A 24,464-nucleotide genomic window follows, 5' to 3' on the forward strand; every position below is an offset into this window, starting at 1 on the left:
AGTGGTGGTGGCGGGGCCGCGCGATTGCGGGTCGGTCGCTGGGCGTATAAACAACGGATGCCGTTGCACCTCCATCGCGCCGAACGCGCCGACGCGCTGGCCGACGGACTGGGGCGTTTGCTGGGTGATGTTCCCGCCGATCCTTTCGCCACGGAAGTGGTCGCGGTGCCGGCCAAGGGGGTGGAGCGCTGGCTGGCGCAACGGTTGTCGGGCGTGCTCGGAGTCGTCGGCGCCGAGGCCCGCGACGGGGTGGCCGCCAATATCGCGTTTCCCGCGCCCGCGGCGCTGGTGGCCGAGGTGCTGGCCGGTGCGAGTGGGGTCGCGCCCGCCGACGATCCGTGGGCGGGTCAGCGGCTGGTGTGGACGCTGCTGCGGGTGATCGACGAGGTCGCCGACCAGCCGTGGGCCGCCGTCCTTGCTCGGCATCTCGGCCTGCCCGGTACGGATCACCGTCTCGGCAGGCGCTACTCCACGGCCGCCCACCTCGCGGCCCTCTTCGACTCCTATACCGCGCAACGCCCGCAGGTCCTGCTCGACTGGGCGGCGGGCGCGGACACCGACGGCGCGGGCGGGCCGGTGCCCGACGACCTCGCCTGGCAACCGCGGTTGTGGCGCGCCCTGCGCAGCGCCGTGGGCGTCCCGAGCCCGGCCGAACGGCTCGCCGATGCCTGCGCCCACCTGCGCGCCGAACCCGCCTCGATCGACCTGCCCGAGCGGCTCTCCCTGTTCGGGCTCACCCGTCTGCCCGCCGATCAGCTGGCCGTGGTCACCGCTCTCGCCGCCCACCGCGAAGTCCACCTCTGGTCGGCGCACCCGAGTCCGGCGATGTGGGCCGCGCTCGGCCGGGTAGCCGTCGGCATCGCGGTGAACGAGGACGCGTCCGTACTCGCGGAGGGTCGACTCGGCGAACGGGCTGTCGGGGGCGACGGCACGGCCGACCCGGGCGGCAACGCCGTCGGCGCTGATCGCCGTGCGAACGACGCGGCCGTCCGTCCGCGCGCGGACGACCACACCGCGGATCTGGTGTCCCACCCGCTGCTCTCGGGGCTGGCCCGGGATGTGCGGGAATTGGAGCAGCGCCTGAACCCGGTGCTGGACAGCGATATTCACCTCGCCGGTGCGACGGCCGCGCCCACCCTGCTCGGTGCCTTGCAGACCGCTGTTCGCGCGGACCGCGTCCCCGAGATCGGGGCGGTGCCCGACGGCAGCGTCGAGATCCACGCGTGTCACAGCCCGGCGCGGCAGGTGGAAGTGCTGCGGGATCTGCTGCTGAGCACGTTCGCGGCCGATCCGGCGCTCGAGCCGCGCGACGTGCTGATCATGTGCCCGGACGTGGAGGCGTTCGCGCCGCTGGTGCGCGCGGCATTCGGTCAGCGCGGGTCCGGGGTGGATCTGCCGGTCGACGGCGAACACCCGGCGCATCAGTTGCGGGTGCGGCTCGCCGATCGCGGGCGGGCGGTGACCAACCCGATGCTGGCGGTGGTGATCGAACTGCTCGAACTGGCCGACGGACGCGTCACGGTGACGCAGGTGCTCGACCTGGCGGCGAGCGAAACCGTCCGCCGCCGTTGCGGTTTCGACGACGACGACATCGAACGGCTGCGCGAGTGGGCGGCCGAATCGGGCGCGCGATGGGGGATCGGGCAGCGTCAACGCGAGGCGTTCGGGCTGGCCGATTTCGCCCAGAACACCCTCAACGCCGCCGTGGACCGCATCCTGCTCGGTGTCACCGCCGACGAATCCGGGGACGACTGGCTCGATCTGGCGTTGCCGCTCGACGATGTCGACTCCAACGACGTCGACCTCGCCGGCCGCTTCGCCGAGTTCATCGACCGCCTCGCGGTGTGCCTGCGCGACCTGCGCGGCCCGCGCCCCGCCGCCGAATGGACCGCGGTGCTGCTGCGCGCGGTCGAGCTGCTCACCGACGTGCCCGACGCGCACGCCTGGATCCGCACCGAAGCGCGCCGCGAGATCGTGGCCGCCACCGAACACGCGGGCGACACCCCGCTGCGCCTCGCCGACGTGGCGGTCCTGCTGACCAGCCGCCTGGCGGGCGGCCCCGGCCGCGCGAACTTCCGCACCGGCGAACTCACCGTGTGCACGCTCGTGCCGATGCGGTCGGTGCCCCACCGTGTGGTGGTACTGCTCGGCCTCGACGACGACGTCTTCCCGCGTCCGGGCAGCGTCGACGGTGACGATCTGCTGGCCCGGAACCCGCTGGTCGGCGAACGCGATGCGCGCAGCGAAGACCGGCAACTCCTCCTCGACGCCGTCATGGCCGCGGGGGACAGGCTGCTGATCCTGCACACCGGTGCGGACCCGGTCACCGGCGCCGCTCGTCCGCCCGCTGTCCCCGTCGCCGAGCTGCTCGACGTGCTCGCCACCCATGTGGGTCCGGCGGCCATGGACGCCGTCCACGTTCGCCATCCCCTGCAGGCTTTCGACCGGCGCAATTTCGCCCCCGAGAAGCCACGCAGCTTCGACACCGTCGCCTTGGCCGGTGCCCGCGCCGCCGCGCGCCCGTCCCGGCCGCGTCCACCGCTGCTCACGGCGGCGCTGCCACCTGCTGCCGTCGCGGATGTCGCACTGGCGGAACTGATCTCGTTCGCCGAACACCCGGTGCGCGCGTTCCTGTGGCAGCGGCTCGGCCTGCGGGTCCCCGAGGAATCCGAGGACATCGCTGATCAGCTCCCGATCGAACTCGACGGCCTGGCCAAATGGGACCTCGGCGAACGCATGCTGACGGCTCGCCTCACCGGCGCCGACCCGGCCGGGCTGCGCGCCGCCGAATGGCGCCGGGGCACCCTGCCCCCCTTCGGTTTCGGGGCCAGGGTGCTCGACGAAGTGGAGGGCACCGTCGACACCCTCGTGCGGACCGCGCTGCCCGACTACGAGGCGCCGCCGCGCGCCGTCGACATCGCCGTCGACCTCGGTAACGGCCGCACCCTCGCGGGCACCGTGCCCGAGGTTCGCGGCGAAACGCTGGTGCGCACCACCTACTCGCGGCTCGCGCCGAAACACCGGCTCGCGTCCTGGGTGTCGCTGCTGGCCCTCGCCGCCACCGAAGACCGCTCGTGGCAGGCGATCAGCACCGGGCGGGGGCAATTCCGCAGCAGGCCGGTGGCCAGATCGGTGATCACCGCACCCGAAGCGCCTGCCGCGCTGGCGATCCTGCGTGATCTGGTCCGGTTGCGCGACGAGGGGCTGTGCGAACCGCTGCCCTGCGCGCCCGCCGCCACCGCGGCCTACGCCGAGCGACGCTTCCGCGGTGACAGCGTCGCCGACGCCCTGCTCGCCGCCGAACACGCCTTCGACGGCGGGCCCAACGGCCCCGACAAATTCGGCGACCACACCGACCGGTACCTGCGCTATGTCTGGGGCCGCGCACCCCGATTCGCCGGTCTCGCCACCGAAACCAGCCGGCCGGGCGAGCCGGAGAGCACCCACTTCGGTGCGCTCGCGCGCCGCTGGTGGGCGCCGCTGCTCGCCGCCGAAAGTCAGGGACAGCCGTGACGGGAACCGTCTCGGCGCCGACCGCCTTCGATGCCACCGGTCCACTGCCGCAGGGCACCACGGTGCTCGAGGCCAGCGCGGGCACCGGCAAAACGCACGCGATCGTCGGGCTCGCGGTGCGCTATGTCGCCGAGGCGGGCATCGCGATCACCGAACTGCTCCTCGTCACGTTCAGCCGCGCCGCCACCCAGGAATTGCGCGAGCGCACCAGGGACCGTTTCGTCACGGTGGCGACCGCCCTGGCGGAGCCCGATACCGCACGGCACCATCAGGACGAGCTCGTCCGCGCGATGGCCGACGCCGACCCCGCCACGGTGCGCTTGCGCAGGCACCGATTGCTCACCGCCCTGGCCGATTTCGACGCGGGCACGATCGCGACCACCCACTCGTTCTGCCAGCGGATGCTCGACGAACTCGGCCTGGCCGGCGAACACGATCCCGGCGCTCGGCTGGTCGAATCGGTGGACGAACTCGTCGGCACCGTCGCCGACGACCTGTATCTGGCCCGCTACGCCCGCGACCGCGCCCCGTTCACCCTGCGCGATGCCCACACCCTGGCACTGGCGGCGGTTCACGACCGGCATGCCGACCTCGCGCCGCGCACCGACGGCGCGGCGGGGGAGCGGGTCGCCTTCGCGAGCGCCGTGCGCGCCGAGACCGAACGCCGCAAACGCCGTGCGGGACTGCGTGATTTCGACGATCTGCTGGTCCTGCTGCACGATGTGCTGGCCGACGCCGAACACGGGCCGCGCGCCCGCGCCCGGATCAGGCAGCGCTACCGGGTCGCGCTGGTCGACGAGTTCCAGGACACCGATCCATTGCAGTGGGACATTTTGCGCCTGGCCTTCCATCAACACGCCACCCTCGTCCTGGTCGGCGACCCGAAACAGGCCATCTACGCCTTCCGCGGCGCCGAAGTGCTCAGCTACCTCGACGCCGTGGCGCTGGCCGATCGACGCAGCGAGCTCACCCGCAACTGGCGCAGCGACGCCGGACTGCTGCGCGCCATCGACCATCTGTGTGGCGGTGCGGAATTGGGTCATCCCGAGATCAGCGTCTACCCGGTCACGCCGACGCGGCCGACGACCCGCCTGCACGGTGAGCCGGACGTCATCAGCCCCCTGCGACTCCGGGTGCTCCCACGGACCGGGGCCGGTCCGCGCAATCGGTCGGGGTTCCCGTCGGTGGGCAGGCAGCGGGCCAAGGTCGCCGACGACCTGGCCGCCGATATCGTCACCCTGCTCGAATCCGGTACCACCATCGACGCCAAACCCCTACGCGGCGGGGATCATTCGCTCAGCGAGGTCGCCGACGGCCGGGTGCGCAGACCGATCGGGCCCGGCGATATCGCCGTCCTGGTGCGTACCCGCTCCCAGATCGATGTGGTGCGTGCGGCTCTGGACCGGGTCGGGGTCGCCTCCGTTCTCGCCGGTGGCACCAGTGTCTTCGCGACCGTCGCCGCGACCGATTGGCTGTGGGTGCTGCGGGCCCTGGAACAACCGCATCGCGGCGACCGGGTGCGGCTGGCCGCGTGCACACCGATCCTCGGTGTGACCGCCGCCGAGATCGATTCGGGCGGTGCGGATCTCGTCGGCCGGGTGTCGACCCAGTTGCGTGACGCCGCGCGCTTGTTCGCGCGCGCCGGATTCGCCGCCGTGTTCGACAAGCTCGCCACCGAGACCGACCTCGCGCCCCGCCTGCTGGCGGTGGACAACGGCGAACGCGAACTCACCGACCTGCGCCACATCGCGCAGCTGCTCGACGAGGTGGCACTGGCCGAGGGGCTCGGCCTGACCGCGCTCACCCGCTGGCTCGCCGACCGCGTGCGCGAGCCGGAGGCCGGTAGCGTCAGCGGCCGCAGCCGCCGCCTCGATCGGGACGCGGCGGCCGTGCAGATCGCCACCGTGCACGCCAGCAAAGGCCTCGAATTCCCGATCGTCTACCTGCCTTTCACCTGGGACAGCGCCAAGAATCCGTATCCGGCGACGCTGCTGTTCCACGACGACAACGGCACCAGGGTGCTCGATATCGGTGGCAAGGAGGCGCCCGGGTACGGCGAGCGCCAGTTGCGGTGTGAGGCCGAGGAATCGGGGGAGGAACTGCGGCTGCTGTATGTGGCGCTGACCCGGGCGATGTGCCAGATCGTCGCGTGGTGGGCGCCCGCGGTGACCACCGGCGCCGCGCCGCTGCACCGGATGATGCTGGGTCGGCGCCCGGGATCGGCGCAGGTACCGCGCCGGGCCGAGATTCCCGCCGACACCGCTGCGGCGCAACGGATTTCCGAATGGGCCGCGTCCGCATCGGAGGTGATCTCGGTGACCGTGGTCGACCGTCCCGAGGATGTGGCGCCCCGGCGGGTGCGCACCGAGCTGCCGACCGGCGAGCTGGCGGCCGCGGGGTTCACCCGCGCGCTCGACCAGCAGTGGCGGCGCACGTCGTATTCGGCGCTCACCGCGGGCGCGCACGACGCACCTGGCGTGGCCGACGAGGAACCCGAGGACGGCCCGGGCCCGGACGACGAGCCGACCGAGGCGCCGGTCGACGCCCTGACCGGAAGCACGGCCGACCCGTCGTTGATGAACGACCTGCCCTATGGTGCCGAGTTCGGCACGCTGGTCCACGGCGTTCTCGAAACGGTCGACACCTCGGTGCCCGATCTCGCTGCCGAGGTCCACCAGCGCTGTGTCGAAGCGGTCGAGCACACGATGGCCGAGCTCGATGTCGACCTGCTCTCGACCGCGCTGCTCGAAGTTCTGCGCACCCCGGCCGATTTTGGATCCCTGGCCGAGATCGCGACCCGTGACCGGCTCAACGAACTGGAATTCGAGCTCCCGCTCGGCGGTGGTGATTCACCCGGACCGCGCTCGGCCGGGATGCACGCCATCGCCGCGCTGCTGCGTACCCACCTGCCCGCCGACGACGACCTCGCCGGCTACGCCGATCATGTTGCCGCACTGCCGGATACGGTGCTGCGCGGCTATCTCACCGGCAGTATCGACGCGGTGCTGCGGGTGCCCGACGAGACAGGTGAGCTGCGCTATCTGATCGTCGACTACAAGACCAACCGGCTCGGGACCGGCGACCTCACCGTCGAGCACTATCGGCGCGACCACATGGTCGCGGAGATGATCCGCTCGCACTATCCGCTGCAAGCGCTGCTGTATGCCGTGGCGCTGCACCGGTATCTGCGCTGGCGGCTGCCCGGTTACGACCCCGCTCGCCATCTCGGCGGCGCCCGATACCTGTTCGTGCGGGGCATGATCGGCGCGGCGACCCCACCGGGACACGGTGTCTTCGATTGGCATCCTTCGGCGGAACTCGTCGTCGCGCTGTCGGACCTACTGGCGGGGCGATCATGACATCTATCCAGGTGGCGCAGCGGGGGACCGGGTTGTTGCGGGTCTTCAACGAGGCGGGGGTCCTGTCGGCGGCGGACGTGCACGTGGCGGTGCGGTTGGGGCGCATGGGCCGTGAGGACAGCGAGGACGTGTTGTTCGCGGCGGCGCTGGCCGTACGCGCGGTGCGCTCGGGATCGGTGTGTCTCGAGTTGGCCCGGATGCGCGAGATCGGTATCGATGCCGACGAAACCCGCGACAGTGTCACGGGAATCGACCCCGCGACCCTGCCGTGGCCGGACACCGACCGGGTGCTCACGGCCCTGCGGCGCAGTCCGCTGATCTGTGGTGGTCAGTCCGGTCCGCTGCGCCCGTTGCGGATCGTCGAAGCCGACGCCGAGGGTGGCGCGCTGCTCTACCTCGACCGTTACTACCAGCAGGAGCAGACCCTGCGACGAGTGCTCACCGAACGCAGCTCCGACCACCCCGCGATCGAGACCGAACTGGTGCGCGCACAACTGGATCGGCTCTTCGCCGACCCGCTCGGCGAGGGCCCCGACCGGCAGCGTCTGGCCGCTGCCCTGGCCGCGACCCACTGGACCACCGTCGTCGCCGGTGGCCCCGGCACCGGCAAGACCCACACCATCGCCCGGATCCTGGCCCTGCTCACCGCCCATCGCGCCGCCTCGCCGAAACTGCCCGCCTTGCGGATCGCGCTCGCCGCCCCCACGGGCAAAGCGGCGGCCCGCCTGCAGGAAGCGGTGCGCGAACAAGCCGCCGTCCTCGGCCTGCCCGAACTCACCGCCTCGACCCTGCATCGCCTCCTGGGCTGGCAACGCGGACGCACCACCCGATTCCGCCACCACGAGCACAACCGTCTGCCCTACGACGTGGTCGTGGTCGACGAGACCTCGATGGTGTCGCTGACGATGATGAGCCACCTGTTCTCCGCGCTGCGCCCGGATACTCGCCTCGTGCTCGTCGGCGACCCCGACCAGCTCGCCTCGGTCGACGCGGGTGCCGTGCTGGCCGACCTCGTGGCCGGGCCGGTGAGCGGCGCGCCCAATCCCGCGCTGCGCGAGGTGCTCGGCCTCGATGTCGACGCGGTACCCGGGACTTCCGAAGGATCGCCGGTCGATCCACCAGTGACGCAGGCGCACTCGCTGACGGCTCTCGAGCAGCGGCGGTTGCAGGGTGGGATCGTCCGATTGACCAGGGGGCGGCGATTCGGCGGCCACATCGCCGATTTGGCGGTCGCCGTTCGCGCGGGTGACGCCGATGCGGCGCTGGCGATTCTGCGCGCGGGAGGCGACGACGTGTCGCTGTGCGGCCCCGACGATGTTCGCGCGGTGCGGGCGGACGTGACGACCGCAGCCCTCGCCGTCACGGCCGCCGCTGAGACCGGCGACGCGATCGGCGCACTGACCGCCCTCGAGTCGCATCGCCTGCTCTGCGCCCACCGCCAGGGCCCGTTCGGCGTGGAACGCTGGGATCGCATGGCGGCCGAGTGGGCGGCGGCAGGCGGCGCGGGACCCGAAGGGCCGCAATCGGTCTGGTACCCCGGCCAGCCGCTGCTGGTCACCGCCAACGACCACGAAGCCCGCATCTACAACGGTGACACCGGCGTCATCATCCGCCGCCCCGACGGCTCACTGCGCGCCGCGCTCCAGCGCGGCAGCGAGCCCTACCTGGTTCACCCGACTCAATTCCCGGCGGTGGTCACGGTTTTCGCCATGACCATCCATCGCAGCCAGGGCAGTCAGTACGACACCGTCTCGGTCGTGCTGCCCGAACCCGAATCCACGCTGCTCACCAGGGAACTCCTCTACACGGCCATCACCAGGGCGCGTTCCCACGTCCGCGTCATCGGCACCGAGGACGCCATCCGCGCCGCGATCGGCCGCCGTGTCCTGCGAGCCAGCGGATTGTCCAGAACTGTTGCGCCGCAGGGGTAGTGAGTGATGACGCGCGGTCGCCCGTAACGAGCGAGCGCGCCTGCGGCGGTCAGCGGGCTGAGCTGCGAGACCAGTTCCAGGACCACCAGTGGTCGGGGTCGAGGTCGTCGACGACGGGGGTTTCGATCTGTGTCCGCAGGTGTGCGGGCAGCGGGTCGAGGGCGGGAAGGATGTCGGGGGACAGACTGCTCAGGTAGTCCGCGTCCAGGCGGCCGCTGGTCTGCCAGCGGTCGATATTGCGTTCGGCGACAAGATATTCCGGATTGATCACCGCGAGGGCGATGAGGGTGGCCAACGCCGTGCCGATCGCGGCGCGCGGCACCCAGCTCCAGCGCAGTCGTGCGATGGCGGCCAGCACGAGAACGTAGACGAGGCCGACCCACAGCTCGCAGGTGGTCACCAGCAGGCGCAGCACGGTGAACCCGTAAGCCTGCTGGTAGGTCCACATCCGGCCCAGTGCTGAGCACACGATGACCAGCGCCAGCACGCTCACCGCGCTCAGCAGGACGCGCAGCGACCGGCGGTCGGCAGTGGTTTCCCGCACCGACCAGTGCAGTACCGCGAGGATCACGGCCAGCGTCAGAACGCTCACCGCCGACAACTGCCAGAAGCCGCTGCGGGCGTATTCGGCATAGGTCAGACCGGCGGTGCGCTGCACGTAATCGTCGCCACCGAACAGTGCGACGAACTGCGCGCCGACGAATACCGCGAACAACACGGTCAGCGCCCCGACCGGCAGCATCCACTCACTGCGTGACCACAGCCGCTGCGGCCGCACCGAATCCGCCGCGCGTGAAGGTGGCCCGGCCAGCACATACAGCGCTCCGAGCACACCTACCGTGACGACAGCGAACAAGAAGATCCACTGCCACATCGCCGGGCCGTCCACGGTCGGGACGAGCCCGTTCAGCAACTCGGCGAAGGTCGCGTCCGCCCCACCGAGCAGCGGCACGAACACCACCAGCAACGCCGCCGTCGCGGCCACCGAGATCCCGTACCGGCGGATACTCGAGGTCCCCACCGACCGCGACTCCCGCAGCCCCGAGAACGCCCACGGCACCGCCCCGAACGATGCCAACGGCACCGCGAACATGTCGTGCGCGATGCCACGCACACTCCGTCGTCCCAACACCGCCAGCGACCCGGCGACGCATGCCGCGAGCACACACAGCACGAACAGCCAGCCCGCCGCCCGAACCGTTCCCACTCCCAGCAGCACCATCGCGGCTGCCGCCCACCAGGCCCGATCGCCGATCGAAACAGCGCGGGAGGCTGCCGCGATGTCGTCGGCGTTGGACGGTGCGAGTGCACCGGTATCCGAAAGTGGCGGTGGTTCAGCGGTGTTCGTGCTGACTTCGTCGGCCGCAGCCGGCACCGGCGTGGACGGAGCCGGGGCGGGTGACGTTTCGGCCGTCGGTGCGGAATCCGAGGTGGGCTCGGATGACGGACCGCCGGACCGGGCGCGATAGTCGACGACGCAGAGAGCTCCGGCGATGGCGGTCCCCGCGATCAGCCAGCCGATGCCGGGACGGTCGAGCGGGATCACCGTGGCGCCGATGATTCCGGCGAGTGCCGCGGCCGGGAGGACACCGGGTGGGCGCGCTACCCGCTGCCAGCGTGGGGGGACAGGGGGAATGGGCGGTGGCAGACTCGGCCACGCCGCGGTTCGCGGGTCGGCGGTCCCGGGCGGGGCGGCCGGCAATTTCGCGAACGAGACCGAGACGGGCGGTGCGGGGGGCGTGGCCGGGTCCGGCGAGGTCTTGGTGAGCACAGCGGTCGACTGAGTACCGGAGCCTGCCGCATCGCCGCCCACCTGGAGGTCTGCGGCGGTGCTGCCGGAGTCGGGCACGCCGCTCGCGACTGCCTCGCTTGCCGGGTCGGTCGTGGTTGTGGTCGTCTCGGCGCCGGGCTTGTCGGCGGCTCGTGCCGCGGTGTGCTGGTTCTCGGCGGCGCCCTGATCGGGCGTCGGCGCCTCGGGTATCGGCTTGTCGGACATAGGTTCCCCTCCTGGAGGTGTGCGGATGCGTCCCGGGACCGAAGTACCGGGTCGCTGGTTTCGAAGTAGAGGTCAGTCCGTGGGAAGGACGACGCGGATGCGGGAGCCGGGGTCGGCGAGGGCGATGGTGCCGCCGTGCAGGTCGATCACCCAGCGGGCGATGGCCAGTCCGAGGCCGGTGCCGCCGCCGTCGGTGCGCCCGCCACGGGTGAAACGGTCGAAGACGGTGGCGCGCTCGGCTTCCGGGATGCCGGGGCCGTCGTCCTGGATCTCGACGACGGTCCCCTCCGGGTGGGTCGATGCCGAGACGCGGACCTCGCCGCCGGACGGGCCGTGCCTGGCGGCATTGTCGAGCAGGTTGAACAGCACCTGATGCAGACGCGCCCGGTCGGCGAACACGGTCGTGCAGCCGGGTTCGATCGCGGTGGTGAACCGGACACCGCGACCGAGCGCGGCGGTCATCACCTCGGCTTCGGCGATCACCTCCGCCAAGAGTGGTGCCAGCGGCAGGTTCTCGCGATCCAGCGTGAACGCGCCCGCCTCGATGCTGGACAGGTCGAGCAGTTCCGAGACGAGCAGGCCGAGGCGTTCGGTCTGGGCCAGCGCGGTGCGCAGCGTCGCCGGGTCGGGTTCGCTCACCCCGTCGACCAGATTTTCCAGCACGGCGTGCAGCGCGGTCACCGGCGTGCGCAGCTCATGGGACACATTGGCGATCAGGTCGCGCCGTTGCCGGTCGGCGGCGGCCAGGTCGGCAGCCATCTGGTTGAAGGCGGTCGCGAGCTGACCCACTTCGTCCCGCGAGGACGCCCGCACCCGGAAGCTGTAGTCGCCCTGGGCCATTCGCCGCGCCGCCGCGGTCATCTCGCGCAGCGGCCGGGTGATCCCGTGGGCGAGGAACTGCGAGGTGAGCAGCGCGATGCCGATCGCGGCCACCGTGGTGCGTGGCGGCAGCCAGCCGATCTTCAGCCGGAAGTACCCGAACGCGACACCGCCCGAACACAACATCAACACGGCCAGCTTGAGCTTGATCGACCGCAGCCGGTCCAGCGGCCGCGGCAGCACGTCGGCGATCCGGTCCATCAATTCTGCGGCGCGGTCGGCGGTCGTCATCGCGCGTCCAGGGCGTACCCGACACCGTGTACGGTGCGGATGAGATCGGCACCGAGCTTGCGCCGCAACGCTTTCACGTGCGAATCCACCGCGCGGGTCCCCGCCGCGTCGGACCAGTCCCAGATGTCCTCGAGCAATCGCTCCCTGGCCAGCACCGCCCTCGGACGTTGCGCGAGCCGGGTCAGCAGGTCGAATTCCAGGGGGGTGAGCTGTGCTTCGGTGTCACCGCGCCACACCCGCCGTTCGGCGAGATCTATCCGCAGATCGCCGACGACGATGCTGGTGTCGCCCCGCTCGGCGGCCCGATCCACCCGCCGCAACAGGGCGTGCACCCGGGCGGCGAGTACTCGCATCGAGAACGGTTTGGTGAGATAGTCGTCGGCGCCGACGCCGAGCCCGATGAGCTGGTCGGTCTCGTCGGTGCGCGCGGTGAGCATGAGGACGGGCATGTGTCGCTCGGCCTGGATCCGGCGGCACACCTCCAGCCCGTCGAACCCCGGCAACATCACATCGAGAACCACCAGATCGGGTTCCCCCGCCAGCGCCGCCGCCACCGCGGCGGGCCCGTCGTGTGCCAGGTCGACGGTGAACCCTTCGGCCCGCAACCGCGCGGCCACGGACTCGGCGATCGTCACCTCGTCGTCGACCACCAGGATCCGGCGTGCCGCCTGTCCTGTCCCGCCCCCACTGTTGTCCATGGTGCGACCCTAGCGAGCGGGTGTGGAGGGTTGCGACGCCAAATGTGGAGATTCTGTGTGGAGTACACTCGCGACGTGCACGAGTGCTTCCGTTCCACCCCGCCGCCCGCCTCCTGAGCGAGGTGCCCCGCCGCGCTCGGTAGTAGCGCGCACCGGCCGAACCGGCCGCCCGTGGTTTCGCCGGGCCGACCCGTCGAGCCTGCTCACTCCAGCACCTCGCTTCTCGCGACCCCCTCACCTTCTGTCGCAGGAGCGCACACCCATGTCTGTTTCGCTGTCCGCCCGCACGGGCACAGCTGATCTCGTCGTCGCCGGAATCCTCTGGGGGACCGGCGGCCTGCTCGGCACCCTCGTTCAACGATCGACCGGTCTGTCCCCGATCGCGGTCGCCGCCGTGCGCCTTGCCGTCGGTGGGCTGCTGCTGGTGGGACTCTGCGTGCTCACCCGCCGGGCGATCCCGCGTGGTGCGCCCGCATGGCGACGCATCGGCGCGATCGCCGTCCTGGCGCCGGTGTTCCAGGGCTGCTATTTCGGCGCGGTGGCACTGTCCTCGGTGAGCCTGGCGACCCTGATCACCATCGGGATGTCGCCGGTCGTCGTCGCGCTGGCCGAGTACCTCACGGGCAGGCGAGCTCTCGATCGCACCCGCGCCTGCGGCATGGCGCTCGCCCTCACCGGCCTCGCGCTGCTGGTCGGCGCACCGGGTGCGGACGGGGCGCGGGCGCTGTGGGGCGCGGCCATGGCGCTGGGTGCGGCCACCGCCTTCGCCGTGCTCACGGTGATCGCCGCGGTTCCGGTAACCGGACTCGACCCCGTCACCGGCACCGGCGTCGGGTTCACCGCGGGCGCGATCCTGCTCGCCCTGCCCGCGGCCATGACCAGCACCGCGCTCGACCCGAATCTGCCCGGCATCCTGGGAGCTCTCGCGCTCGGGCTGTTCCCGACGGCCATCGCGTACACGCGCTACTTCCGCGGCCTCACCGCGGCGGGCGCGGGCACCGGCGCACTGCTGGCGCTGCTCGAACCGCTCACCGGCACGTTGCTGGCGGTGCTGTTGCTGGATGAGCGGCTCGGTCTCGTCGGCTGGTTCGGCGCGGCGCTGCTCTCGCTCGCCCTGGTCACCGCGGGACGCGTGGCCGGGGACCCCGCAGCGCTACGGATCAGGGAACAGGCCGGGTAGTTCCATCGCGTAGGCGAGATCGTCGCGGGTGCCCAGGGTGACCAGCAGGACGCGAATCATGGTCACCCTGGCCTCGGACGCCAGCGCCGGATCGGGATCGCTGCCGGGCTCACTGCCCGCGGTGAGCCGGTAGACGATGTACTCGCACACGTGCAGCGCCGCGTCCAGGTCCAGCGGTGCGGGGATCGGGCGCCCGAGTTCGCCGAAGGTCTTGCGCACCAGGTCGCGAATGTCGTCGAGGGCGCGTTCGCGATAGCCCGATACCACCGAGCCGGGATCGTGCAGCTCGGCGAACAGGGGCCGCAGCATCGGGCCGTGCCCGCGCGCCCAGTCCACATACGCGTCGATCAGCCGGATGCCCAGCTGGACCGGCTCGTCGGTGCCGGCGAGTGCTTCGCGGATGCCGCCGACGAGGCCGTCGTTGGACGCGTCGAGCACCGCGTGCAGCGGCTCGGACGCATTGCCGAAATAGCGGTAGAACGTGGGCCTGGCCAGCCCGGCTTCTTCGATGATCTGGGCGACGCTCAACCCGCGCGAACCGTTGCGGGTGAACACCGCGGCGGTCGCCTCGATGATCCTGGCGCGGACTTCCTCGGCCTGCTCCTGGGTCTGCGGCGGGCGCCCGCGACGCACCGTCGTCGCTTCCTCGGTCATCGCACCTCCCTCACCGCTGGTCCTCGCGCACTGAAAGCTTGACACGAACCAGGGCGCTGGCATTAATCTAACACTAGTGTTCAGTAAATAACCTGAACGTGCGCGACCCGTTCCGCGCGATCCATCTGTTGAGGAGAAGGGCCGACAATGACGACAGCCCCCGAGCTGACCGCCGAACCCACCGCGCTGCCCGCCGCGCTGGTCAAGCCCCTGTTCGAGCGCGGCGTCGCCGGTGGCGCACCGTCGGTCGCGGTTTTCGCGCCGGCCACCGGCCACAAGATCGGTGACCTGCCGCAGTCCTCGGTCGCCGATATCGAACGTGCCTTCGCGGTCGCCCGGCACGCGCAGCGCGACTGGGCCAAGGTCCCGGTGAAGCAGCGTGCCGAGATCGTGCGCCGCTTCCACGACATCGTGCTCGCCGAGCAGGACACCATCCTCGACATCGTGCAGACCGAGACCGGTAAGTCCCGGCCGCACGCCTTCGACGAGATCGCCGACGTCGCGCTGAACGCGCGCTACTACGCCACTGTCGCGCCCAAACTGCTCGCCGACCGCAAGCCGCGCGGCGTGCTGCCGGTACTCACCTCGGTCGAGGTGCACAACCGGCCCAAGGGCGTCGTGGCGGTCATCTCGCCGTGGAACTACCCCCTGGCGCTGGCCGCCTCCGACGCGCTGCCCGCCCTGATCGCGGGCAACGCGGTCATCGCGCGCCCCGACAACCAGACCGCGCTCACCGCGCTGTGGGCCATCGACGCCGCCGAGCGGGCCGGGCTGCCGCGCGGTCTGTGGCAGGCGGTGCTCGGCCGCGGCCGGGAGATCGGTGGCGAGGTGATCGCGCGCGCCGACTACGTCGACTACACCGGTTCCAGCGCCACCGGCCGGACCATCGCCCAGCAGGCCGGCGAGCGCCTGATCGGTTACTCCCTCGAGCTCGGTGGCAAGAACCCGCTGCTCGTGCTGGCCGACGCCGATGTCTCCAAGGCCGCGAAACTGGCTGTGCGCGCGTGCTTCTCGTCGGCCGGTCAGCTGTGCGAGTCGATGGAGCGTATCTACGTCGACGCCACCGTGTACGACCAGTTCGTCGCGGAATTCGTCGGCAACGTCAAGAACATGTCGCTCGGCGGCGAGCTCGACTACAGCCGGGACATGGGTTCGCTGACCTTCCAGCGTCAGCTCGACACCGTCAGCGGGCACGTCGACGACGCGGTCGCCAAGGGCGCCAAGGTGCTCGCCGGTGGCCGTGCCCGCCCGGATCTCGGCCCGTACTTCTACGAGCCCACCGTGCTCGCCGACGTGGCGCCCGGCATGACGGTCTACCGCGAGGAGACCTTCGGCCCGGTCGTCTCGGTGTACAAGGTCGACTCCGACGAAGCTGCCGTCGAGGCGGCCAACGACACCGCCTACGGCCTCAACGCCAGCGTGTGGAGCCGGGACGTGAACCGCGGCAAGGAGATCGCCGCCCGGATCAACGCCGGCTCGGTGAATGTGAACGAGGGTTTCAGCGCCGCGTGGGGCAGCGTCGACGCGCCCTCGGGTGGTCTCGGCATCTCCGGCCAGGGGCGCCGCCACGGTCCCGAAGGCTTGCTGAAGTACATCGACACCCAGACCATCGCGGTCCAGCGGGTGCTGCCGATCGCGCCGCTGCCCGGCATGTCCGAGCAGATGTGGGCCAAGACGATGACGCTGGTTTTCGGTGTCATGAAGACGCTGCGCCAGAAGTAGATGCGGCAGAAGTAGCAACACGAGCAGGGGTAGGTAGCGAGAATGAAGTTGGAAACGGTCGCAGGCAAGCGGGTCCTCATCACCGGTGCCGCCATGGGACTCGGCAAGTTGTTCGCCGAGAAGGCCGTTGCCGAGGGCGCCGACGCGGTGGTGCTGTGGGATATCAACGAGTTGGCGCTGCGCGAGACCGCGGCGCAGCTGACCGCCGCGGGCGGCAAGGTGCACCACTACGTGGTGGACGTGTCGTCGCAGGACTCGATCCGTGAGGCGGGCGAGGCGGTGCGCAAGGAGGTCGGCGGCATCGACATCCTCGTCAACAACGCGGGCATCGTCCGTGGCAACACCTACTTCTGGGAAACCGAGAACCGCGCCGACATCGACAAGACGATGGCGATCAACTCCTTGGCCCCGATGTACGTCACCCTGGAGTTCCTGCCCGGCATGGTCGCCGGTGCCGGCGAGGGGCGCGTGCTCAATATCGCGTCGTCGGCCGGTCTGGTCGCCAATCCGCGCATGGCCGTGTACGCGGGGTCGAAGTGGGCCGCGCTGGGCTGGTCGGATTCGGTGCGCCTCGAGCTCGAGCAGGCGGGCCACGACCACGTGAAGGTCACCACGGTCTGCCCGACCTACATCAACACCGGCATGTTCGACGGCGCGAAGGGCATTCTGTTCACGCCGATGCTCGAGCAGCACGAGGTCGTCGACACCTCGTGGTCGGAGATGAAGAAGGGCGGCGCCCTGGTGGTGCTCCCGTGGACCTCGCGGATGAACCGGGCACTGACCGGTCTGCTGCCGATCAAGGTTCGCGACTTCTACCTGAACGCGGTGGGCGTGTACCACTCGATGGATCAGTTCACCGGACGCAAGTAGACATTCGGGACGGGTGCCCCCGTCGACGGGTCGCGCAGGCGATCGGTCGACGGGGGCATCGTCGCGTCCGGCGGCAGTGCGCGCGGCCTCGTCGACGGGCTACTGATCGGTCTCGACGGTCGTGGTGTCCACGCGATCAGCGATCCCGGGTGCCGAGAACCACCGTGGCGTAGTACTCCTCGGACTCGGCGACGCGCGGCGTGAGACCGTGCGCGGTGAGCACCGAACACGCGGTGTCGACCTGCCCCGCCCCGGTTTCCACCAATACCGTGCCGCCCGGCGCCAGCCAGGTGGCCGCCCCTTCGGCGACCCGGCGGAACACGTCGAGCCCGTCCGCTCCACCATCGAGCGCGGCGAGCGGCTCGTGCTCGCGTGCCTCCGGTGGCAGATCCGCGACTCGGGCACTCGGCACGTACGGTGTGTTCGCGAGCAGGATGTCGATGCGCCCGCGCAGGTCGCCCGGCAGCGCGTCGAACAGGTCACCGCCGAACACCGGCGCGCTGATCGGCGCGAGATTCTCGCGCGCGCAGGCGACGGCGACGGGGTCGATATCAGCGGCGACGAGCTCGACATCGCACCCACGTGCGGTGAGCTCGGTCGCCGCGCACAGCCCCAGTGCCCCACAGCCACAACACAGGTCGACCACGCAGGCTCGCGCCGTGTCCGGCGCGACGCCGTCGACCGCCTGCTCCACCAGGAACGCCGTGCGCTGACGCGGTACGAAAACGCCAGGACGCACCGCTACCCGCTGCCCCCGGAATTCCACCCAGCCGAGCAGATATTCGAGCGGAGTCCCCGAGACCCGCTGTCCGACCAACGCATCGAGGCGCCCAGGATCGCCGCCGGCCGCCTCGATCAGCAGCGCGGCCTCGTCCTCGGCGAATACACATCCCGCGCGCCGCAACTCGACGACCACCTCGGGAAAACCGGAACCACTCATGCGCCGATTGTTCCTGACCGGGCAACCGAATTTTCACCGCCGGTGACGGTGGCGGCGCGACGAATCAGCGCGCGGTGTCCAGTTCGAAGGTGCGCGTCGCGTCGAGATAGATCCCGCGCTGGGCGTTGCGCGCGGGCGGGGGCAATTGGGAAACCAGCTGTTCGAGCGAGGTCGTGGCGCCGACCACGGTCGTCCCCGCGACGATGAAGTCGGCGACCGCGCGCCGAATGTGATTCGGCGAGGTCACCACCACCGCGCTGGTCGCGCCGAGATCGCGCAGCAGGCGTCTGCTGAACAGCGCGTTCTGCACGGTCGACCCAGCCCGGTCCTCCACATGGATCCGATCGCCCGGGAGCCCGCGCGCCACCAGCCAGCGCCGCATCGCCTCGGCCTCGGAGATGCCGTTCTGCGGATTGCCGCCGGTCACGATCACCGGTGAGAACGGTGCGGCGATCGCCTGCAACCACGCGGCGGTGAGCCGGTTCTCCAGCTCCGGGCGCAACGCGCCGTCGGGCAGCAGCCCGTAGCCGAGGACCACGATGCCGGTCTGTGGACCGACGAGCGCGGGCAGCGGGTTGGGCAGGGTGGCAGCGGCCGCGGTCACCGCGTGCAGCACGCGATTGGTGCCCGCCGCCATGCCCGCGTCGATACCGCCGAGCCGGGCCAGGGCGTCACCGACCGCGGCTCCGTCACCCGCGTAGTGCGACCAGATCGCCTGCAGCGCGAGCGCGTCGGCATCATGGGGATCGGCGGCGATCAGGGCACGCAGGTCGGCGCGTCCCGCGGCGTCGTCACCGTCGGTGAAGTGGCGCTGTGCCGAGTTGTAGAGCGCGGCCACATCGGCTTCCGCGGCGGCCGGGCCGACCGTGGTGCCGGTCAGCGCGGCGGTCGCCACGACAGCGGCGGCCAGGTGTTTCCAGTGTTTCGAGATCTTCACGACAGTCGCAACCCTTCCCGCGAACGGTTCGGTACGTGCTGGCAGAGCAGAGCTGCCGACACCCTACGACCGCCCGTCCGGACCGCGGTGGACCTCGACCAGCTTGCGCGCGTCGCGGCCCGGCGCCGCGTCGCCGGTCCGGCGGCGGATAAGGTGTCACACCGTGGATACCGCTTCGCTGACCGGCAAGGAACTCGCCGCCGCCATCAACGCCGACTCGAAGGAGCGCGCGGCCGCGCTCACCGCCGCGGGCACCGCGCCGACGCTGGCGCTGATCGTCGCCAACGACGACCCGGCCAGCGCCTGGTACGTGAACTCCCTGCGCAAGGCGGCCGAACGGCTCGGAATTGCCTGCGAGCGCATCGATCTCGGCGCCGACGCGAGCGCCGAGGCGATCCGCGCCGAGCTGAGCGCGCGCAGCGCCGACCCGGCGACCGACGCCATCATGCTGCAGACCCCGCTGCCCGCGGGCGTGAACCTCGACGACGTGAGTTCGGCGATCGCCGCGACCAAGGACGTCGACGGTGTCAGCCCGCTCTCACTCGGCCTGCTCGCGTCCGGCCTCGACGGTTTCGTCCCCGCCACCTCCGAAGCCGTCGTCGAGCTGCTGAAGCATCACGGGATCGCGCTGCAGGGGCGTCTGGTCACCGTGGTAGGCCGCTCCAACATCGTCGGAAAGCCCCTCGCTCAGCTGCTGCTCGCCGAGAACGCGACCGTCACCGTCGCGCATTCACGCACCGCCGATCTGGCCGCGGTGACGACTCCCGCCGATATCGTGGTCGCCGCGGCGGGCCGGATCGGCCTGGTCACCGGTAAGCACATCGGCGACGGCGCCGTGGTGGTCGACGTGGGTACCAACGAGGCCGCGGACGGCAAGATCGTGGGCGATGTCGACGCGGCGTCGGTCACCGGTAAGGCCGCGGCGCTGAGCCCGGTGCCCGGCGGTGTCGGCCCGGTGACCACCGCGTTGCTCATGCGCCATGTGGTCGTCGCGGCCGAGAAAGCACGCGCCTGAGCATCTTTCGCGATTCGCCCGCGGGATCTACCCGCGGGCGAAGTCGATACCGTGTGGTCTCAGCGCGACAGCGCGTCGAGACCCGTCAACGGCGGTAGACCAGCGGCCGCCTGCTGATCGAGTGCGGACCATGGTCGGTGCCGAGGCGGCCGTAGTCGAGACCGGCCCGCGTTTCGGAGCTAGCGGGGTGCCGCTCCGAATGACGTGATCAGCGTCTTGTTGCCGACCTCGGCGGTCCCCACCAGCTGTGGTGTGTAGGTGCTGGGGGCCGAATCCGGTCGGAACGCGGTGATCTTGACCAGGTACTGCCCGGTGTAGGCGCCCGGGGTGATCTCCACGCAGTGCGTAGTTCCCACCGGAGTGGAGTCGATCCCGGCCTGGATGGCGGCCGCAGACGGCGCCACGGCACCCGGTGCCACGAGGGTCCGTGCTTCGTCGCCGGAGCGCGCGACGTAGTAGGCGTGCTGGAAGGCCATGATCGCCGCGATTCCGGACTCGGTGCCGCCCGCGCCGTTGCCCCGCACCATGGCACCGATCTGTTCGGTGGGGCACTCGGCCGTCACCGGGCTCGCCGAACTCGGGATGAGCGGGGTGCTCGCCGCCGTGGAAGCCGGTGCGGGCCCGCGCAGTTGGACATAGGTGCCGCCGAGGAGCACAGCGCCTGCCACCGAGGCGACCAGTGGTGCGACCCAGCGGGGCACCCGCCGTCGCTTGGAGCGGTCGATCATCCGCGCGAAGACTTCGTCGTCACCGTTGTAATCGGGTGCGGCACGCGAGGATTCGTCGTCGGCGCCGTTGTCGGTGTCGTGTGATGACAGGGCGTCCGTCTCCGGGTAACCGGGCGCGAGGCGTGGTGGGAAGGTGTCCGCGCCGAGGTACTCGGGCGCCGGGTGCGGCGGGAAGGTATCCGGACCTCGGTAGTCCGCCGCGGGGCGTGGCGGGAAGGTATCCGCACGGTTCTCGGGTGCGGGGCGTGGTGGGAACGTATCCGCACGGTTCTCGGGCGCGAGGCGCCGTGGGAACGTGTCCGCGCCGCTGGTCGGCACGGCCGCCGGGCGCGGTGGGAAGCTGTCCGCACCGGGGTACTCGGGTGTGGGACGCGAATGCCAGGTCGACGCGGCGTCGTAGCCGGGCCTCGGATGTTCGAGGGCCGCCCACGCGGGGCCGGGGGCGCTGACGATCGGCAGTTGATCGGTGTCGGGGCCGTTGTCGTCGATCGAGAACGCGGTGTCCGGGAGGCGGTGGCGCGCACCGGGATCGAATTTCCCGCCGACCACGGGCAGCCGATCGGTGACGGTGGCGTCCGCCGGGACGACGGGAACGACCTCGTCGTGTTCGGCGTCGCGAAGCCGGGCCGCCGAGATGACCGGAATACCGGCCGGTGTCGTCGGCCCGCCTTCTATCCGGTGGCGGGCGCCGCCGGCGGGCTGATCGCTCGCCCGGCGGGGCCGTGGCGCGCTCAGGTCGCGGGACCGCCGAATCGGGGTGACAGCCGCGAGCGGAGCACCGGCCGATCCCGGGTCGTGCTGTCGAGCCCCGATCGGTCTGTGCGCTTCCGGTCGATCCATCGCCCCACCTTCATCAGGCTCGTCGCCGTCAGGGTATGTCCCGCAACGATTTCGTTACGGGCACGATACTGCCCTGACGGCGCGTTCGCCGAATGCCACGAGGGAAAATGTTTACCAGTGGATATAGACCTCATCGCCGATGCCGACATTCTCGTAGTACCAGGCGGCGTCGTCGGGTGCGAGGTTGATGCAGCCGTGGCTCACATTGGCGTTGCCCTGCGAGTCCACCGACCACGGAGCCGAGTGCACCATCACACCACCCCAGGTGAGGCGCACGGCGTATTCACCGTCGATGATGTAGCCCTCGGGGTCGTCGAGCGGGATGCCGATGGTCCGCGAGTCGAACACCACCGACCGATCCTTCTCGAGCACGCTGAACGTGCCGGTGGGAGTTTCGAAGCCGGGCTTGCCCATCGACGCGGGCATCACCCGCACTACCTGTCCACCCTGGCTGACGGTGAAGGTGTGCGTCGACAGGTTGGCCTCGGCGTAGGTGCCACCGCCGTATTGGGTGCGCTGGCCTCCGATCAGGTCCGCGGACGCGGCTCCCGACCAGGCTGCGGCCAGTATTGCCGCCATGATCGCGACGAACAGGACACGAAATGCGCTCCTCATAAACGCCACCCCTTCACTCACTCGTAGGCGGATCCCAAGTCTAGGCCGCCATGATCAACTCGACCTATCGAAGTGGTAACGGCCGACGGGCTCAACGGTGTGTCGTCTTGCGTTCACGCAGGTCGGGGCCCCGATAAACCGTTCTCACTTCGAGACCGGTGACAGCGGGCGCCCCGGTTGCGGCACCGGGGCTGGTTCGGCGGTGCGCGCGGCATCGAATTCGGCTCTGGCGGCGGTGATCTCCGCGTGGTGGTCGACCACCCAGGCACCCATCGCCTGGCTGATCCGCCCCAGATCCGCCCCGAGCGCGGTGATGCTGTACTCCACCCGGGGCGGCATCGTGGGGAACACCTCGCGCCGGACCAGGCCGTCGCGTTCCAGGTCGCGCAGCGTTCGGGTGAGTACCTTCTGGGTGATGCCGTCCAGGCGCCTGCGCAAGGCGTTGAAACGCACCGGCCCGCCCGCCTCGCGCAGGCTGCCGAGGACCAGCAGCACCCATTTGTCGGCGAGTACCGACAGCAGTTGCCGCGCGGGGCAGTCCCGCAGGAACGCTTCGACCGAACTCTGATCCCCACTGACGGTATCCACGGGGTACCACGGTATCCGAAAGGTGCCTACTACCGTTGGGACACCACTCGGCGCAGACTCGGCGGTATGTGGCAGATGATGCAGAGATCCTTCGGCGGTCCGGACGTCTTCGAAAGGGCAGAGGTGCCACGGCCGACACCGGGGCCGGGGGAGGTGCTGGTGCGCGTCGTGGCGACCAGCGTCAACGCCGCGGACTGGAAGGTGCGCAGCGGTGTGATCCGGCGGCTGGGGGAGCCGCCGCTGGTGCTCGGGCTCGATGTGTCCGGGATCGTCGCCGCCGTGGGCGACAAGGCGACACGTTTCGCGCCGGGAGACGCGGTATACGGCATGGTGTTCGGCGGCGCGAACGCGGAATACGTAGTGGCGCAGCAGAATCGACTGGCCCGCGTGCCCGTCTCGATCGACCCGGTGCACGCGGCCGCCCTGCCGGTGGCCGGGGTCACCGCCTGGCAGGCACTGTCCTCGGTGCGGCCGGGCGAGCGGGTCCTGGTGCACGCGGCGGCCGGTGGTGTCGGGCATCTGGCGGTGCAGATCGCCGCGCGACGCGGCGCGTCGATCGCGGCCACCGCGCGAACCGGCAATCACGCCTATCTGCGCGAACTCGGCGTCACCGAACCGATCGACTACCGGACCACCGATTTCACCACCGCGGTGCGCGAGGTCGACCTGGTGGTGGACCTGATCGGCGGCGACTACACGGATCGATCATTGACCGTCCTGAGCGAAACCGGACAGGTGGTGGCCGCCGAAGGTCCCGCGACACACCCGGATTCGCGCGTGCGCCGACTCTATGTCGATCCGACGACGGCCGTGCTCGACGAGCTCGCGGCGACGGTCGACCGAGGGGAGCTGACCGTCGACATCGCGCAGATCCTGCCGATCACCGAACTCGCCGCCGCGCATCGGCACAGCGAATCCGGTCGGGTCCGCGGCAAGATCGTGCTCACCGCGGACCGCTGACTCAGCCGCGGACCGCGTGCAGCACGTCGCCGTGCAGGGCGTCGGCGCGGGCGGCGATGGTATCGACGCGCAACAGGGCGGCGGCGAACGGGTCGCCGAGGTCGGCGGGCAGCGAGCCGACGTTGATCTCGATATTGAGCTGCGAACTCATCGCCGCGGCGCGGGCGGCGTCGGCGGCGGCGCCGATATCGGTGACCACGTTCGGATTGCCGATCGGCAGCAGTTCAGCGGCCAGCGAGAGGATTTCGTCGGCTTCGTCGACCACGGCGGCGGGCACACGCGCGGCTTCGACGAGTGCCGCGTTGATCGCCGCGGTGCGGGCGGCGATCTCGGCGTCGGTGTCCTTGGGCAGCTTGTAGGCGGCGCCGACGGCGGTGAACGCGGCCGCGTCGGCGTCGGCGAGCGCGAGCGACCTGGCCAGCGCGGCGTCGGCGGCCACGATGATCTGGTCGATCACCGGCCGGTTCTGCGCGTCCTTGGCCCGGGTGGTGTAGCGCGCCACCATCGCCACCAGCGCGGCGGCCTGCGCGGCGTGCAGCGCGGCCACGGCCCCGCCACCGGGGGCGGGCACCTTCGCGGCCAGCTCCGACAGGTAGTGCTCCAAGGTCACCGAACCGAAGGAGGGGGCGATCTGCTGCGGCGACACGGTGGGCTGCGACACGACGGGGTGGCCTTTCGATGCGGCGAGAATTGCGTGGAATCTTCCCCCCAACGCTACCGCGTGCCCGCCCACGCACCCCGCTCGACCAGCACCTGTGCCGACAGACCGACCGGTCGGGGTGTGCGTGTTGTCCGGGGCTATGTTGGG

At 70.8% G+C, this 24,464-nt stretch carries 17 protein-coding genes and 1 pseudogene; 8 read left to right on the forward strand and 10 right to left on the reverse strand.

All coding sequences use genetic code 11. From position 1 onward, the window contains the following. Positions 1-57 precede the first annotated feature (57 nt). The 3 genes from recC to recD are packed head-to-tail and all read left to right on the forward strand — an operon-like array spanning position 58 to position 8,803. Positions 58-3,513, forward strand: coding sequence for an exodeoxyribonuclease V subunit gamma (gene recC / locus ACWF99_RS09575; protein WP_452535603.1), 3,456 nt, complete (start codon positions 58-60; stop codon positions 3,511-3,513). After that, positions 3,510-6,872 (forward strand): UvrD-helicase domain-containing protein, encoded by a 3,363-nt coding sequence (locus tag ACWF99_RS09580; RefSeq protein ID WP_452535604.1) that lies wholly within the window; start codon positions 3,510-3,512, stop codon positions 6,870-6,872. Before recC ends, ACWF99_RS09580 begins: the two co-directional genes overlap by 4 nt. Then, a complete protein-coding gene (gene recD / locus ACWF99_RS09585; protein ID WP_452535605.1) occupies positions 6,869-8,803 on the forward strand; it encodes an exodeoxyribonuclease V subunit alpha in 1,935 nt (644 codons plus the stop codon). The genes ACWF99_RS09580 and recD overlap by 4 nt, the downstream gene beginning before the upstream one ends. 49 nt (positions 8,804-8,852) lie before the next feature. Here the strand turns inward: recD and ACWF99_RS09590 are convergent, their stop codons facing one another. The 3 genes from ACWF99_RS09590 to ACWF99_RS09600 all read right to left on the reverse strand — a co-directional run bounded on the left by ACWF99_RS09590 (position 8,853) and on the right by ACWF99_RS09600 (position 12,607). Beyond that, on the reverse strand, positions 8,853-10,799 hold the full coding sequence (locus tag ACWF99_RS09590; protein WP_452535606.1) for a DUF4153 domain-containing protein: 1,947 nt from the start codon (positions 10,797-10,799) through the stop codon (positions 8,853-8,855). Positions 10,800-10,871: 72 nt separating this feature from the next. After that, the gene (locus ACWF99_RS09595; protein ID WP_452535607.1) at positions 10,872-11,909 is read right to left on the reverse strand and encodes a HAMP domain-containing sensor histidine kinase; all 1,038 of its coding nucleotides are present in this window, start codon (positions 11,907-11,909) and stop codon (positions 10,872-10,874) included. Continuing rightward, the gene (locus ACWF99_RS09600; protein ID WP_452535608.1) at positions 11,906-12,607 is read right to left on the reverse strand and encodes a response regulator; all 702 of its coding nucleotides are present in this window, start codon (positions 12,605-12,607) and stop codon (positions 11,906-11,908) included. Before ACWF99_RS09600 ends, ACWF99_RS09595 begins: the two co-directional genes overlap by 4 nt. A gap of 262 nt (positions 12,608-12,869) precedes the next feature. Between ACWF99_RS09600 and ACWF99_RS09605 the strand changes: the two genes are divergently transcribed. Beyond that, positions 12,870-13,787 (forward strand): DMT family transporter, encoded by a 918-nt coding sequence (locus tag ACWF99_RS09605; protein ID WP_378627291.1) that lies wholly within the window; start codon positions 12,870-12,872, stop codon positions 13,785-13,787. On the opposite strand, the gene ACWF99_RS09610 is transcribed toward ACWF99_RS09605, so the two are convergent. After that, positions 13,761-14,441, reverse strand: a complete 681-nt coding sequence (locus ACWF99_RS09610) for a TetR/AcrR family transcriptional regulator (RefSeq protein WP_378627293.1) — start codon at positions 14,439-14,441, stop codon at positions 13,761-13,763. The genes ACWF99_RS09605 and ACWF99_RS09610 overlap by 27 nt on opposite strands. A 147-nt stretch (positions 14,442-14,588) precedes the next feature. Between ACWF99_RS09610 and ACWF99_RS09615 the strand changes: the two genes are divergently transcribed. Then, entirely contained in the window at positions 14,589-16,163 is a 1,575-nt protein-coding gene (locus ACWF99_RS09615; protein WP_378627294.1) for a succinic semialdehyde dehydrogenase, read from the forward strand. 42 nt (positions 16,164-16,205) lie between these two features. Then, entirely contained in the window at positions 16,206-17,033 is an 828-nt protein-coding gene (locus ACWF99_RS09620) for an SDR family NAD(P)-dependent oxidoreductase (RefSeq protein WP_378627296.1), read from the forward strand. Between the two features lie 136 nt (positions 17,034-17,169). Here the strand turns inward: ACWF99_RS09620 and ACWF99_RS09625 are convergent, their stop codons facing one another. After that, on the reverse strand, positions 17,170-17,973 hold the full coding sequence (locus ACWF99_RS09625; protein WP_378627297.1) for a putative protein N(5)-glutamine methyltransferase: 804 nt from the start codon (positions 17,971-17,973) through the stop codon (positions 17,170-17,172). Positions 17,974-18,037: 64 nt separating this feature from the next. Further along, on the reverse strand, positions 18,038-18,910 hold the full coding sequence (locus ACWF99_RS09630; RefSeq protein WP_452535609.1) for a YdcF family protein: 873 nt from the start codon (positions 18,908-18,910) through the stop codon (positions 18,038-18,040). A 163-nt stretch (positions 18,911-19,073) separates the two neighbouring features. Here ACWF99_RS09630 and ACWF99_RS09635 point away from each other — a divergent pair, with 163 nt between their 5' ends. Beyond that, positions 19,074-19,925 carry a bifunctional 5,10-methylenetetrahydrofolate dehydrogenase/5,10-methenyltetrahydrofolate cyclohydrolase gene (locus ACWF99_RS09635; protein WP_378627299.1) on the forward strand — a complete coding sequence of 284 codons (852 nt, stop codon included), beginning with the start codon at positions 19,074-19,076 and terminating at the stop codon, positions 19,923-19,925. 179 nt (positions 19,926-20,104) lie between these two features. Here ACWF99_RS09635 and ACWF99_RS09640 read toward each other — a convergent pair whose 3' ends face one another. The 3 genes and pseudogenes from ACWF99_RS09640 to ACWF99_RS09650 all read right to left on the reverse strand — a co-directional run bounded on the left by ACWF99_RS09640 (position 20,105) and on the right by ACWF99_RS09650 (position 22,696). Further along, positions 20,105-21,493 (reverse strand): hypothetical protein, encoded by a 1,389-nt coding sequence (locus tag ACWF99_RS09640; RefSeq protein ID WP_452535610.1) that lies wholly within the window; start codon positions 21,491-21,493, stop codon positions 20,105-20,107. A gap of 111 nt (positions 21,494-21,604) precedes the next feature. Further along, positions 21,605-22,021, reverse strand: a pseudogene (locus tag ACWF99_RS09645) (L,D-transpeptidase); the annotation flags it as partial. Between the two features lie 231 nt (positions 22,022-22,252). Next, entirely contained in the window at positions 22,253-22,696 is a 444-nt protein-coding gene (locus ACWF99_RS09650) for a winged helix-turn-helix transcriptional regulator (RefSeq protein ID WP_452535611.1), read from the reverse strand. Positions 22,697-22,771: 75 nt separating this feature from the next. Here ACWF99_RS09650 and ACWF99_RS09655 point away from each other — a divergent pair, with 75 nt between their 5' ends. Then, positions 22,772-23,656: an NADP-dependent oxidoreductase gene (locus ACWF99_RS09655; RefSeq protein WP_452535612.1), complete on the forward strand. Its 885-nt coding sequence runs from the start codon at positions 22,772-22,774 to the stop codon at positions 23,654-23,656. A 1-nt stretch (position 23,657) separates the two neighbouring features. On the opposite strand, the gene ACWF99_RS09660 is transcribed toward ACWF99_RS09655, so the two are convergent. Next, positions 23,658-24,317 (reverse strand): cyclodeaminase/cyclohydrolase family protein, encoded by a 660-nt coding sequence (locus ACWF99_RS09660; RefSeq protein WP_378627306.1) that lies wholly within the window; start codon positions 24,315-24,317, stop codon positions 23,658-23,660. Positions 24,318-24,464 lie beyond the last annotated feature (147 nt).

The organism is Nocardia sp. NPDC055002 (assembly GCF_053608825.1).